Source organism: Paenibacillus amylolyticus (genome assembly GCF_047302515.1).
In the GTDB taxonomy this organism is placed as follows: domain Bacteria; phylum Bacillota; class Bacilli; order Paenibacillales; family Paenibacillaceae; genus Paenibacillus; species Paenibacillus amylolyticus_G.
Window position 1 is genome coordinate 2,991,280 of sequence record NZ_CP168019.1, and the last position, 14,085, is coordinate 3,005,364.

A 14,085-nucleotide genomic window follows, 5' to 3' on the forward strand; every position below is an offset into this window, starting at 1 on the left:
ACAACAAAAACCCTCCTTTTCAAATCAAGGACGGTTTTGGTTTATTTTAAATTTGGCGGCCAGCTCAAGTTGAAGTTGAAAGTGGAATATAGTCACTAAAATGATCTCCAAGCACTCTGCTTTTATCTCCGTATACTCTGTCCAAGTGATTCCCTCCCCATAGACATATGCGGTCAATGATGTCCTGTAGTGTCAAGCCGTACTCTGTCAGCTCATACTCTACCTTGGGCGGAATCTGAGGATGAATGATCCGATGGATGATTTCATTCTTTTCCAGTTCACGCAGCTGCTGGGTTAAGACCTTCTGGGTAATGCCAGGAATGGCTCTACGAAGTTCGCTTGTTCGTTTTTTACCTGATATCAACTGATGCAGAATAAGAATCCTCCATTTTCCACCGACCAGTTCCAGCATCGCCTGCACACCACTCTCATATTTTTTCATTTCTTGTTCCACTTGTACTCCCCCATAATTCACATATATGTATATCCGTTATTAAAAGTAACCGAAGAACCCTAAAGTATCTACAGCACTCTCAGGTGCGTACTTCTCAAGAAGATGTCATGAAACTTATAATAACATTGGTCAATGTTTAACCAAAATAAAAAGAAAAAAGGATGGTTACTCCTACATGAAAGTTAAACTGGTCGTTACTCACCCAAGACAGGATTCCCTAACATTTGCTGTAATGAATCGTTTTATAGAAGGTATGCAAGAGAATTCCCATGAAATCGATATCCTCGATCTATATCATGACGGATTCGATCCACTATATGGTGTTGAAGATGAGCGAGACTGGCAAAATCCCGACAAACAGCATGCTCCTGTGATTCGCAAAGAGCTGGATCGTGTGCTTGCGGCTGATGCCATTGTATTTGTTTTCCCGATCTGGTGGTACAACGTTCCCTCCATGCTCAAAGCTTATCTGGACAAGGTATGGAACATGGGCCTGCTGAACAAGGCAAACTCCAAAAAGGCACTGTGGATTGCACTAGCTGGAGGAACGGAGGCTTCATTCCATAAATACGACTATTACAACATGATTTCCAATTATCTGAATAACGGGATCGCGGGTTATGCAAGAATGCAGGAATCACGAGTCGAATTCCTCTATGAAACCATTTCAGAATCCAAAGAACATATTGAAAGCTTGCTGGAGCAAGCATACCAAATCGGCAAACATTACAATTAACAATTCGCAGAAATTACAGATAACATTCGTAGACATTACAGATAACAACTGTAAAACGACATGAAGTTACATGTTCGTTGAGTAAATTACTTTTCGCCCATGGCTGGCTTATAATTAAGAAGGCTTACTCCAACCTGGGCTCCAGGTCAAAGTAAGCCTTCTTTTTCACGCGCTACGATTCTGGTGTATCATCATTTCTTCCATACCAGTTTGCTCATCATCGCATATAACAACGTAGCCGATTCGGCTCGGGTTGCTTCGGCAAGTGGTTTCACCTCACCGTTGTACCCGTGGGCGATGCCCAGATCCACAAGTAATGCCACACTATCCCGGGCATAAGAGCGAATCTCGGAAGCGTCACGGAAACGAGTAAGGTTATCTGTTCCAGCCTTCTCGGAGTCAACCAGTCCAGCCGTTGCAAGTGCGCGAACTGTTAATGTCATCATCTCCTGACGAGTGATCGTGGACTCTGGCAAGAAGCTCCCGTCACCGGCACCACTGGTGATACCTAGCGAACGCGCAGCTGTAACTGCTTCGTAGTACGGTGCATTTTCGTTTACATCAGAGAAAGTATTCCCGGAAGAAGCATTCAAACCCAGCGCAGTCATCAACCATTGCATGTATTGGCCGCGGGTCATCTCCTCTTTTGGATGTAACTGCGTGGAATCACCGCTTGCCTCAGCATCAATCACACCTCGGACAGCCAAAGCCTCCATTGCTTTCTTGGCCCACTGCACTTCTGCAAGATCTGTGAATATCTGCTCCACAGGCACAACAGCATAATTTCCAGTGAGTGATGTTACGGAAAATACAAGCTGCCCGCTGTTTTGATCGTAGTAACTTTGCGGCAACGGGGTTGCCACACCGTTCGCGCCAATGGCAAATGCTACAATCCGATCCTGCGGAGCATTTTGTGAGGATTGGAAAGGCAGACGAAGTATTAACTTGCTATCCGATGGCCAAGGTTGACCATCCAGTTGAAGTTCAAGCTGGACTCCATATTTCGTGCCGAGCTGATCTGCGACTGTTTTTGGCAGCTCCGTTCTGACCAATCGAATTGATGCAATCCCATCACCAACGATATCCTTTGTTAACAGTGTCGCGGGAAGCTCCAACATTCCCAGTTCTGTATCAATGTTGAACACATGTGACTCACCCCGATCTATCAACGCAGAGGCAGGAAGAGATAATTGATATGCCGTTGCTCCCAAAACCGGCTTCAGCCGAAGTTCGACCAAGCGCTGACCCGCATCTGTTGAGGGGGCAACTTTAAAAGCATCTTTAATCGTTGAAACATCCACGTTGGACTGCACTACACCCTTCTGATCAGACTGTCCCTGCAACTCCAGAACAGAACGGTCCTTCTCCGGTTTAGGTTGTGGTACCACATTCTCTGCACTTGGGTTACCATTTCCTGATTGTCCACCATTGCTGGATGAACCAGAACCATTTCCTGGATTTCCACCGGAATTGCCGCCTGAATTACCACCCGAACCAGGGTCCGTGCCTCCAGGGGAAGGAACAGATGCTGGAACCTTCACTGTCAACGGTATAGTCAGGGCTCTACTGTCGTCAGAAGTTCGAGTAATTTCCAACTCCAGGGTTACTGTTGTTTCCTTGGATGGTGGGACAATCGTTCCATCAGTTTGAATGACCGACGGTACCGAACTGGAAGCGATCTTCACCGTGAAACCTTGCGGCACGGATGGTAACTTCAGTTTTTTCGCACCTGCGGAAGGTTGTTCCAATGCTGTAATGCTTGTAGCTACATCGGCAGCGCTCTGCTGAGCCGTATGCACCTGATAAGCGGAAGATACACCTCTCAAGGATTGCCCCGTGGCATCCAAAGCTTCCACTTTGTAATAATATTCTGTGCCGGGGTTCAGTTTACTGTCCATGTACTCCCGTCCATTGCCGCTATAAACCACCTTATACTCTCCTTGCTCACGATCTGAGCGGTAGAGCTTGTAGCTTGCTGCACCAAGATGAGCATCCCAGTGAAGCGTGGCGCTCGTTGAATCTAACGCATCAGCATTAAGGCCAGCACTATCATTTGCAGGTGGCGCGGCGTCAGGTTTAACGATCATAATCCAGCTAATCATCGGATCCTGTGATGCCGTATTGTGCACGGTCAACTCCAGCTTGTTGTCCGACACGCTGATGCTTTTATGGGCTCTAACACTGGCAGGCGTAAAAGTAACTGCACCGGTATTGGTGCCATTGATGATTAAATTCGCTCTGCGCGATGTATTGGTCCACGGATCGTTGAATCCGGCATACACATCGTATGTCCCGTTTGGCACATCAAATCTATAGGTTAGGTCAGTGCCTTTAGGAGAATTACTGACATTTCCACCGTTCAGATAACGTACGGTCGAGAATATATCCCCGCCATTCGAACCGGATGCCAGTGCATCTGCGCTGACATAACCCCAATTGCGTCCCTCAGCAGGAGCGTACATCTGATCCGCCGTTTCCGGGTTCGCAAGCGTTCCTTTCATATAAGCACCCATGAGACTGTAATCAGCCGTTTCGTAACCTCCGCTATTCACGAAATAAATTGCATTCTCCGGAATGACGTTTACGCGAACTGCCTGCTTTTTGTTGTTATATTCCGGTGTCGTTACCTGTAATGTGAGCGGTCCTGGCTTAGCAAAATCTTCTGCCGTCATGGCCCGGTTATCAATCGTCCATACTGCTGGCGTTGATACCAGTGCTCCACCGTCACGTACATTCAATGTCGTTGGCAGGGATGGTACTTTGCCTAATGCCACGGCTTCTGGCAACGGATCAGCAATATCAACCTTGCCCATCGAATTCAGTAGATCAGGTGTCCAGCTGTTATACCACTTGATTGCGATATCGGAGCCTATTCCAAACTCAATTGGCAAGAACACGTATTTTGCAGCGTCATTCGAGAAATTGCCACCATTCCACGTATCCCCCACGTAAATGAATTTTCCTTTTTCTGGATCAACCGGAATGACGGAAGTGGTCTGTGTGCCAAATGCCTTGCTTGGATCGGGATCACTCGGCAACGTACGCACGAACGGATTGGTCTGCGTTGACCACGGGCCAAAGATGTTGTCCGCAACCGTCACTTTGTTTTCGTTAGGGGCCCAGCCTGAAGCTCCGGAAGTCAAAATATAATATTTCCCCTGATACTTGAACATCGCTGGTGCTTCGCGTTGCCCTCCCGGGAACACCCGCACGTAATCGACGCCGTATTCCGCCTGATAGGTGGAATCTCGTACCGGATTGCCTTTGTCATCCGTTCGTCCTTCCTTATGCCACCCTGTTACGTCACTGTAGTCTTCATTCAGTTTGGAGATATAGAGCGTCAGGTTTTCTTCGCTGGAGTAGATCAGATAGCCAGTGCCGTCATCGTCCTTGAACAACGTCATGTCACGTGCCATACCCCGTTCGCTTGGGAAGAAATCTTTCTCCCCTTCGGGAGCCCTGTCCATCCGGTAACTCTTCTGATACACAAAAGGCCCTGTTGGAGAGTCGCTGATCGCATAACCGGCCCTCGCCTTACCGTAATTTGCATTATCGTTATAGGGGTCCTTGTCTCCGTCCATGTGGGCCCACATCACGTATTTCTTCGTTTTGTCGTTATAGATGACCTTCGGCCGCTCAATGATCCGTCCTCTGCGAATATCTGCCCAGATATCCACCTTGTCTTCGCGTCCTGCATACAATTCGGAAATCAACGGGTCATTGTCAAAATCATCCATGGATTGAAGAGTTGTTAAAGCCATACCTTCATCGGTCCAATTCATCAGATCCTTGGATGAATACACACGCACACCCACAGCTGGCCATCCGCCCGTGTGGTATTCACCATACCAGTAATACATCTCCGTCTGTTCATCATAGAAAAAGCCTGCCCCATGCGCATCAATCGGCTTACCGTCCAGATCCGGCCACAGTTGCCCCGGTGTAATGCTTGTACGAATCGCAGCAACACCCAACGGTGCAGAAGCAGGAGATACGATGCCATCCACGGTTGCCTGGATGATGTAAAAATATCCCGTCCCCATCATCAGACCGCTATCGTTAAACGTGTTTTCATTGCCACTATAGACCTGTTGATACGTACCCGTAGCACTGGTTGCACGGGACACGGTATACGATACATCAGATCCAGGCAAGACATTCCACCCCAGAGAGATTGATGTGTCCGTCACAGCTGTGGCAGCGAACTCTGCTGGAGAGTCAATGGAGTATGTCGTGGCTTCTGCAACAGTGAATGCTGACTCCCCAGCTGCGTTATAGGCTGTTACACGATAGCTGTAGCTGTTGCCAGGCTCGAGTGCATTATCCGTGAATGTGAGCCCTTTCCCTTCATATATCTGCTCATACTGGTCACTGCCAGCTTCGGCCCGAACCACGCGATAACCAGTTGACTTGTCCACAGCGGACCAAGATAGCTTCACGCTTGTGGCATTGAGTGCCTCGGCCTTTAATTCGCCAGGAGCCTGTGGTGCCGCCGCAGTCGTCCGAACTTCCAGCGGAGCAGTCCATTGTGACTCGGTTAGGCCTCCGTATTCATAAGCGATCTTGTAATAATACACCGTATCCCCGCTTAATCCTTCATCCGTGTGTCCCAAAGTCCCGGTATTGGTTACCAGGGAATAACCGCCTTCAGGCGTAGAGGAACGATACAAACGATAGGCTGATGCACCTATGATTTCAGACCATTGCAGTGAAACCGAAGATGCCGTCTGCTCAGCAATAGAGAGCTGAATATCGTTCCCAGGCGGTTGCTCGGCAATGATCACGTCATCTGCATGTACCGACTGCCACTTATTCCGAATGCCCACGGTACCTGACCCGTATGTAGTATCGACCAGATCAAATACCAACCGATCGGAGCCGTTTTCCGCGATATACCCTCGAATGGTGGTACCTGATAGCACCATTTTGAGCGTGTACCATGTATCTTTGGCAAAAGCATAGTCCACCGTTTTCAAAGCTGTATCTGTTCCGTTCACCCGTTTGGAGAAAACAAGTTTATTATTGGGGACCTGCATTTGAAAATAGTAAAAGTTGTTCTTATCCTGAAACCGCGGCAATATTCCCGGATACCCCTGACCGGCTCCCGTGTAAAAGCGCATGGACACGGTCATGTTCGACATGGAGCCTCCAGTAGAGATGATGCCTTCATTGGTATCGCTCTGGAAAAGCGTAAAGTTGGACGTATCTGTCGGGTCCGCGAGTACTTCCCAATTGCCTGAGCTTACGTTCCACGCGGGTGATTCCGTGTAATTCCCATCCGAAAAATCGTCCTGCAACAACGTGGCGGGTATACTGTTCAGATCGGCATACGCCTTACTCGGCAGCATCAACGGTCCCGAAGACAGCGCAAGTGTTGCAGATAACATAAATATCATGGGTTTCCTAAGTTTATCCAATGTTCATTCTCTCCTTTGGCGTGAAAGATGAAAGCATGGTTCTTGTATGCGCGGTGTTGTTGTTCAGCCTATCCTCAGCAACCAGTGGTCAGTAACGAGCTTTGTCCACCTCCTTATTTTAATGAAACCGGTTTCATTGGAGTGCAAAAAAAAGACCCGTCTTCCCTTCTAAGTGCAATGATACCCATACGGAATACCGTGTTTTCTTTGCCCCTATGCAGTGAAACAGGTTTTTAACATATAAATGTAATCGCTTTCCTGAATTATATTATTGCCTTATTCAAGCTGTCAACTATGATTTCAACTCAAACATTTTTCGTTAAAACCACGCAAAAAAGGCGCGAGTTCTGCTTGTTTTGCAAGCAAAATTCGCGCCTTTTTTCACGCTTCGAACTTGTTCGCAAGCTCGCACGTATTACATTACCTTAGAATACTTTTGTTGTCCATGATTCACAGTTCCACGTCTCCGTAACGACATCGCGGTAGAATTCCGGTTCGTGGGAAATCAGAAGAATACTGCCTTTGTAATCCTTGAGCGCACGTTTCAACTCTTCCTTGGCATCAACGTCCAGATGGTTCGTCGGCTCATCGAGCACAAGCAGGTTGGTTTCATTATTGATTAGCTTACAGAGACGCACTTTAGCTTTCTCGCCACCACTCAGTACAGCTACCTTGCTCTCAATGTGTTTTGTAGTCAAACCACATTTTGCAAGTGCAGCACGCACCTCGAATTGGGTATAGGAAGGGAACTCCTGCCAGATCTCTTCAATACATGTATTGTAGTTGGCATCCTTCATCTCTTGCTGGAAGTAACCAATCTCCAGATGTTCACCACGTTGAACGGTTCCTTCCAGAGCTTGAATTTCACCCAAAATACTGCGCATCAGGGTTGTTTTACCGATTCCGTTCGCACCAACAAGGGCAATCTTCTGTCCGCGCTCCATACGCAGATCCAGTGGTCTGGACAACGGTTCGTTGTAACCAATCACAAGTCCTTTGGTTTCGAAAATGAGCTTGCCGGGTGTTCTTGCATCACGGAAGTTGAACTGCGGTTTCGGTTTCTCCTTGGCGATCTCGATGACATCCATCTTGTCGAGTTTCTTCTGTCTGGACATCGCCATATTGCGTGTAGCAACACTTGCTTTGTTCCGCGCTACAAAATCCTTGAGGTCAGCAATCTCTTGTTGTTGGCGTTTGTAAGCCGACTCCAGCTGCTGTTTTCTCATCTCATGCACTTCCTGGAAGTGCTCATAATCGCCCACATAACGAGTTAGATTCTGGTTCTCCATGTGATAGATCAAGTTGATAACACTGTTCAGGAATGGAATATCGTGAGAAATGAGGATAAATGCATTCTCATATTCCTGCAAATAACGTTTCAGCCATTCGATATGCAATTCATCCAGATAGTTCGTAGGCTCATCCAGCAGCAAAATATCGGGTTTTTCCAGCAGCAGCTTGGCAAGCAGGACTTTGGTACGCTGTCCACCACTCAGGTCATTGACGTCTTTATCCAGACCGATATCCGTCAGACCCAGACCACGTGCGGTTTCATCCACTTTGGCATCGATCATGTAGAAATCCTGGTTTGTCAGCGTATCCTGAATCGTACCTACGTCTTCAAGCAGTTGTTCAAGCTCCTCCGGGGTAACATCGCCCATTTTGCCATACATATCATTCATTTCCTGTTCCATGTCAAACAAATACTGGAACGCGCCGCGAAGTACGTCACGGATCGATTGGCCTTTGTTCAATACAGCATGCTGGTCCAGATAACCAACACGCATCCGTTTGGACCACTCCACCTTGCCTTCATCCGGCTGAAGTTTTCCTGTAATAATGTTCATGAAGGTGGATTTACCTTCACCATTGGCCCCGATCAGACCAATATGTTCGCCCTTCAAGAGGCGGAATGAAACGTCGTTAAAGATAGCACGGTCACCAAACCCGTGACTTAATTTTTCTACATTTAATATGCTCATTCATGACACCTTTTCTATATAGACTTAATTCTTTGTATATTATAAGCGTTATATCCTGCACAACTCAACGCCATATTAAAAATTATTCCACCTTTTTGGCGGAAATTTGCCTTATATGATAGTATAGGTTAAAATTTTGCCTTAACGAATTACTACTATATAGAACGGAGCTCTTCGAAGAGCATCAGGTGAAGATTATGATTGAAGTGAAACAATCCAAGTTGGGTGATGGTGGTGAGTTAAACCGCGGGGTATTTGCTACCGTTGATATTGCCAAAGGAACGCTTATCCATCAGGCACCCGTTGTGCCTTACCCAAATGAAGATCATGAGCATGTCGAAAAAACGATTTTGGAAGATTACGTGTTCGAATACGGGGCGAATCATACCGCAATTCTGCTCGGTTACGGCAGTCTGATCAACCACTCTTATGAACCTAACGCTACTTACGATATCAATTTTGATAACCATACCTTTGACTTCTACGCGTATACAGACATCAAGGCTGGCGACGAAATCGTGATCAATTACAACGGTGAGGAAGACAGTATGGACCCGTTATGGTTCCTGGACGATTACGAGGAGCGTATGCTGGAGTTCAATAAGTCCAATGATGATGAGGTTGAAAAAGAGACCGAAACCCAGTCCCTGGACACGGACACGAGTAATTAACGTTAAACCCAAGTGAAGTTCACAAGCACTCTGTTGTATGTGCGAAAAGAACTCACTGACCCCGGTGAATGATGAAATGAGTAACTGGAGACTTTTCACAGTCCAAAGTTTAAACACAAAAAACAAGCAAGTCCTCCGTTAATGGATGACTTGCTTGTTTGTGTTGTCTTGCTTTCTAAGCCAGATACACCTGTTCCTATTTCATTGTTTATCGTGCATCTTAACTTGTTTTAATCCGTAATCGGCGGATCTGTATGCAAGTCTTGATCGGGTGTCGTGGATCTCCACTTGGTAAAGGCTACCTCGAAACCTGCTCGCTTCGGTGAACACAGAAATGGACCTGCATGTTTGTTCGTCGGATAGGCAAACCGTGCAACCCGAATCGTACGCCAAGGATGCTCATCTGTGCGAGCACGAATGACAACGGCCTCATTACTGTAGGAGGCTCTGATTGTTACGATTCGTCCACCCCACTCTGGCACAGGAGAGAGTGACCAATCTGAATACGTATCCGTCACGACAGCTCCAACATGTGCCACGCCATCATTAACCTCAACTCCAGCCTTGATCCATTGGTCTTCTCCGTACCATAACATTAGTCCAGCTTGATCATATAATTCGGTGAATGAGCTTAGATCAAACGATACCTCAATCGCTTCCGTTCCGTCCCATGGAGCAAGCATGGCATGTCCATCCCGATGACAGAACCCGTAGAATGTGTTCTCCCAGAAGTCACTGCCTTCCCGAGCTTCCACAACGAAACGATCCCCATCCATCCGTGCAGCAACGGGTTCCTTAGTCCACTTGCCTTCATGAAGCCCAATAAAATCCGATGACATCGTTGTTTTCATCCTTTCTTCCGTCCCAAAGGGGAGTTCATCCTCACTTCATCACTTCTAAATTAAAGAACCCAGGTCCGATGCAGCAGTAGGATATGCAAAATTCATGGTGTTTAACTGATCGATACTCAGATTGAACTGAATCGCCATTGCAAAAAGGTTGATCAATTCTTCTGTTTTGCTCCCGAGCACATGTGCACCCAGAATACGTCCGGTTGATTTGTCGATCACCACTTTGGCCATGGCAAATTTTTCATGAGTTCGCTTGTAAGTATACCATTTCGACATATCATTTACCTGCACCTCGTAGCCATCCTTCTTGGCTTGTTCCGTGCTCATACCTACAGCTCCAAGGGCAGGGACAGTAAACACAATGGAAGGCATCACTTTATAATTAGGTTTGTGTTGATTTCCCTCCAACAAATTGAACGATACAGCCCGGGATTCCTGACCTGCTAACGGGGTCAAAGGCAACCCTTTTGTATCGGTTACATCGCCAGCAGCATACACTCTCGGATTACTTTCACTTTGCAAGTACTCGTTCACCGTAATCCCCTTTTTGCTGTAGCTGACGTTGGCTTTCTCCAATTCCAGTCCATCTACATTAGGAACACGCCCAGCTCCATGAACGACAATTCCGCACTGCCACTGGTGATCTGCACCATTGCGTGTGCCATGAACGACATAGGCGTTCCCCTCTTGCCGTATGGACTTCACCTCCGCGTTCAAGTGAACATGAATGCCGATCTCTTTCGATTTTTGCAACAAAGATTCTACCAGCTCCGCATCAAACGATTTCAAAGGCTGTTCACTCCGATGCAGGATGTGGACTTCCGTCCCGGCTCTGGCCGCAATATGTGCAAACTCAAATGCAATGTATCCACCGCCTACCAGAACTAAACGATCCGGCAGCTGTTCCAGAACCAAAAAGTCATCACTATATATAAGATGCTCTGAGCCCTCAATCTCAAGTGGCGCAGGTCTTGCACCAGTAGCAATCAGGATGTGTTTGCCATGGAGCACTTCTTCTCCAACTTGAATATGATTTTCATCGACAAATGAAGCTTTACCATGGAACGTATCCATTCCGGCCTGTTTGAATTGATCTTCACTTGCTCTAGGTATGCTCTCGGTAAAGGTGCGTTTAAAGGCCATAAGTTCAGACCAGTTGATGGTCGCCTGTCCCTGAATTCCTTTCCCTTGCATCCGTTCATTCCAGTCAATCAGCTCAGCCGCTCCAGCCAGCACTTTCTTGGGGTCACAGCCGCGCAGCGCACAGGTTCCGCCGAACTCACGTTCATCAATTACAGCAACTCTCCAGCCAGCTTCAGCGCAACGGGTGATTACAGAACTTGCTGCGCTTCCAGTGCCAATCGCAATCAAGTCATAGGTTTCTTGTGTCATCATGGTTCCTCCTCGTCCTCTTGGTACATCTATTTTATGGATGCCTTAAGTTACAGCAATCCAGCTTGTTTAAGGTATTCTCTTGCCACCTGCTCAGGATTTGCTCCCTCTACGTTCACGTCATAGTTCATCTGACGCATCTCTTCATCGGTAATTTTGCCAGCAAGCTGATTCAGCACCTCAACCAGTTGTGGATATTGATCTGCCGTTTCTTGACGAAGCATCGGCGCGCCTTGATAAGGCGGGAACAACTCCTGATCATCCTCCAGCACAACGAGTTCATACTGTCTCAACTCACTGTCTGTGGAGTAAGCATCAACGAGATTGATATCTCCGCGCTGAAGAGCACCATAGCGAAGCTTGGGTTCCATTGTTGCAACGTTCGGGAATTCAATCCCATACTTCTTCTGAATGCCAAGGTAACCGTCTTCCCGATCCGAGAATTCCAGCGTGAATCCTGCCTTCATCTGCTGTTCCACTGGTTTGAGATCCGAAATGGTCTTGAGATTGTACTGATCTGCAATGCTTTGTGGTACGGCCAACGTATACGTATTGTTGTAATCCATAGGGTTCAGCAGCACCATGTTGAACTGGCTCAGCATTCCATCTCTTGCCTGTTCGTACACCTCTGTCCGATCGGTGCTGACTGCTGTTTCCTTCATGAATTCGGAGATCGCTGTCCCGGTGAATTCGGGATAGATGTCAATATCACCTGAGTTGAGTGCATTGAAAAGGAATGGCGTTTTGCCTAATCCGGGTTTTAGTTCAACGGTCAGGTCTGTATCTTTTTCAATCAGCAATTTGTACATATTAATGAGAATTTCGGGTTCCGCCCCCAATTTCCCGGAAATGACGAGATCCTTCTGTCCACCACGTGCCACGAAGGGAATGGTAATCACAAGTATCGCGATTATTGCCAGCGAACCAAGGGTAACCAGTGTTTTCTTAAAGGATAATCGTTGGAACTGACGCAATAGTACATCAAACAAAATAGCCAGCAAGGCGGCCGGAATGGCTCCAAGGATGATCAATGCCGTATCGTTCCGATCAATGCCCAGCAAAATTAATGCACCCAAACCCCCTGCGCCAATCAAGGCAGCAAGTGTCGCCGTTCCTACAATCAGGACCATAGCGGTCCGAATTCCGGCCATAATGACAGGCATCGCCAGTGGCAGTTCCACTTTGATTAGACGTTGACAACTATTCATGCCCATCGCATTCGCCGCTTCGACCATGGAAGGATCAACTTCGGATATGCCTGTGTACGTGTTGCGAAGTACGGGAAGCAACGCATACACCACCAATGCAATAATTGCAGGAAGTGTGCCTATGCCGAATAACGGGATGAGCAATCCAAGAAGCGCCAAGGACGGTATCGTCTGCAACACAGCCGTAACCCCAATAATCGGTTCAGCGACTTTTGGCTTGCGTGTCAAGTAAATACCAAGCGGAATAGCGATGAGGACAGCAAAGAACAATGCGATAAATGAGATCTGAATATGTTCCAGCAGAGTAGACAACAACTGACCTTTGCGCTCACTGAACACCTCCGTGAATCTACTCATGTTCTTCACCTCGTTCCTGTAACTGACCAGACCAGTATTTCATCAGATCAGCCCGACTGATCTCGCCAATAATCTGGCGGTTACGTTCAACCAGCAGATGGCCATGGAAAGCCATGATATCAACTAACTCCGTCAACGTAATGGATACGGGAACAGCGGTTTTGGCCGATTTTGGCACATGACCAGGTGAGATTGGTAACATGATGGATTCGAGATCAAAATCAGATTGTGAACTCGTATCGGTGTTAGGACTTCCAACAAATTCACGTACGAAATCATTAGCTGGCTGTCGGATCAGTTCTTCCGGGGTACCTACCTGCAAAACCTGTCCATCCTTCATAATGCAAATGCGATCCCCCAGCTTCATCGCTTCCTGAATATCATGAGTGACAAACACAATTGTTTTTTTCATCTGACGCTGGATATCCAGAATATCGTCCTGTAATTTCTCCCGACTCATTGGATCGAGTGCACTGAACGGTTCATCCATTAGAACAATCTCAGGATCGGCAGCGAGTGCACGCAACACACCAATTCTCTGCTGTTGTCCTCCAGATAACTCGGACGGTTTACGCTCACTGTAAGTATCTCCGTGCAAACCCACCATGTCCAGTAACGTATGTACACGCTTCTTGATTTGATCTGCCTTCCATTTTCGCAGTTCAGGAACAACCGCAATATTTTCGGCAATTGTCATATGCGGGAATAGTGCAATCTGTTGCAGTACATATCCGATATTCCAGCGCAACTCGTGAATGTTGTATTCATCGATTGGGCGTTCATTAATGCGCACTGTTCCATCTGTTCGTTCAATCAGGCGATTGATCATTTTGAGCATGGTGGTTTTGCCACATCCACTCGGACCAATCATGACAAACAGTTCTCCCTTGTTAATGTTGAGGTTAACCTGACGCAAAGCCGTTGTTCCATCAGGATATTGTTTCGATACATTTTCGAACTGAATCATTCGCTCTCTTCGCCCCTTTATCTAGGGCGTGTCTCAGGCACGCCCTAACA

At 47.1% G+C, this 14,085-nt stretch carries 9 protein-coding genes; 2 read left to right on the top strand and 7 right to left on the bottom strand.

All coding sequences use genetic code 11. From position 1 onward, the window contains the following. Window positions 1-64: 64 nt before the first annotated feature. On the bottom strand, window positions 65-442 hold the full coding sequence (locus ACDJ59_RS12635) for a winged helix-turn-helix transcriptional regulator (protein ID WP_413409797.1): 378 nt from the start codon (window positions 440-442) through the stop codon (window positions 65-67). Between the two features lie 187 nt (window positions 443-629). Between ACDJ59_RS12635 and ACDJ59_RS12640 the strand changes: the two genes are divergently transcribed. Beyond that, complete coding sequence (locus ACDJ59_RS12640; protein WP_341007180.1) at window positions 630-1,190, top strand: NAD(P)H oxidoreductase; 561 nt, start codon at window positions 630-632, stop codon at window positions 1,188-1,190. Window positions 1,191-1,381: 191 nt separating this feature from the next. Here ACDJ59_RS12640 and ACDJ59_RS12645 read toward each other — a convergent pair whose 3' ends face one another. Beyond that, window positions 1,382-6,607, bottom strand: coding sequence for an S-layer homology domain-containing protein (locus ACDJ59_RS12645; RefSeq protein ID WP_413409236.1), 5,226 nt, complete (start codon window positions 6,605-6,607; stop codon window positions 1,382-1,384). 425 nt (window positions 6,608-7,032) lie between these two features. Beyond that, window positions 7,033-8,589: an ABC-F family ATP-binding cassette domain-containing protein gene (locus tag ACDJ59_RS12650; protein WP_413409237.1), complete on the bottom strand. Its 1,557-nt coding sequence runs from the start codon at window positions 8,587-8,589 to the stop codon at window positions 7,033-7,035. A gap of 197 nt (window positions 8,590-8,786) precedes the next feature. Between ACDJ59_RS12650 and ACDJ59_RS12655 the strand changes: the two genes are divergently transcribed. Then, window positions 8,787-9,260 carry an SET domain-containing protein gene (locus tag ACDJ59_RS12655; protein WP_413409238.1) on the top strand — a complete coding sequence of 158 codons (474 nt, stop codon included), beginning with the start codon at window positions 8,787-8,789 and terminating at the stop codon, window positions 9,258-9,260. Between the two features lie 230 nt (window positions 9,261-9,490). On the opposite strand, the gene ACDJ59_RS12660 is transcribed toward ACDJ59_RS12655, so the two are convergent. Genes ACDJ59_RS12660 through ACDJ59_RS12675 form a run of 4 tightly spaced genes read right to left on the bottom strand, consistent with a single transcriptional unit; the run spans window position 9,491 to window position 14,035 of the window. After that, window positions 9,491-10,111, bottom strand: coding sequence for a DUF1349 domain-containing protein (locus ACDJ59_RS12660; protein WP_235200736.1), 621 nt, complete (start codon window positions 10,109-10,111; stop codon window positions 9,491-9,493). Window positions 10,112-10,156: 45 nt separating this feature from the next. Next, complete coding sequence (locus ACDJ59_RS12665; protein WP_413409798.1) at window positions 10,157-11,503, bottom strand: dihydrolipoyl dehydrogenase family protein; 1,347 nt, start codon at window positions 11,501-11,503, stop codon at window positions 10,157-10,159. Window positions 11,504-11,553: 50 nt separating this feature from the next. Continuing rightward, entirely contained in the window at window positions 11,554-13,068 is a 1,515-nt protein-coding gene (gene opuFB / locus ACDJ59_RS12670) for an osmoprotectant update ABC transporter permease/substrate-binding subunit OpuFB (RefSeq protein WP_413409240.1), read from the bottom strand. After that, window positions 13,061-14,035 carry an ABC transporter ATP-binding protein gene (locus ACDJ59_RS12675; protein WP_413409241.1) on the bottom strand — a complete coding sequence of 325 codons (975 nt, stop codon included), beginning with the start codon at window positions 14,033-14,035 and terminating at the stop codon, window positions 13,061-13,063. Before ACDJ59_RS12675 ends, opuFB begins: the two co-directional genes overlap by 8 nt. Window positions 14,036-14,085 lie beyond the last annotated feature (50 nt).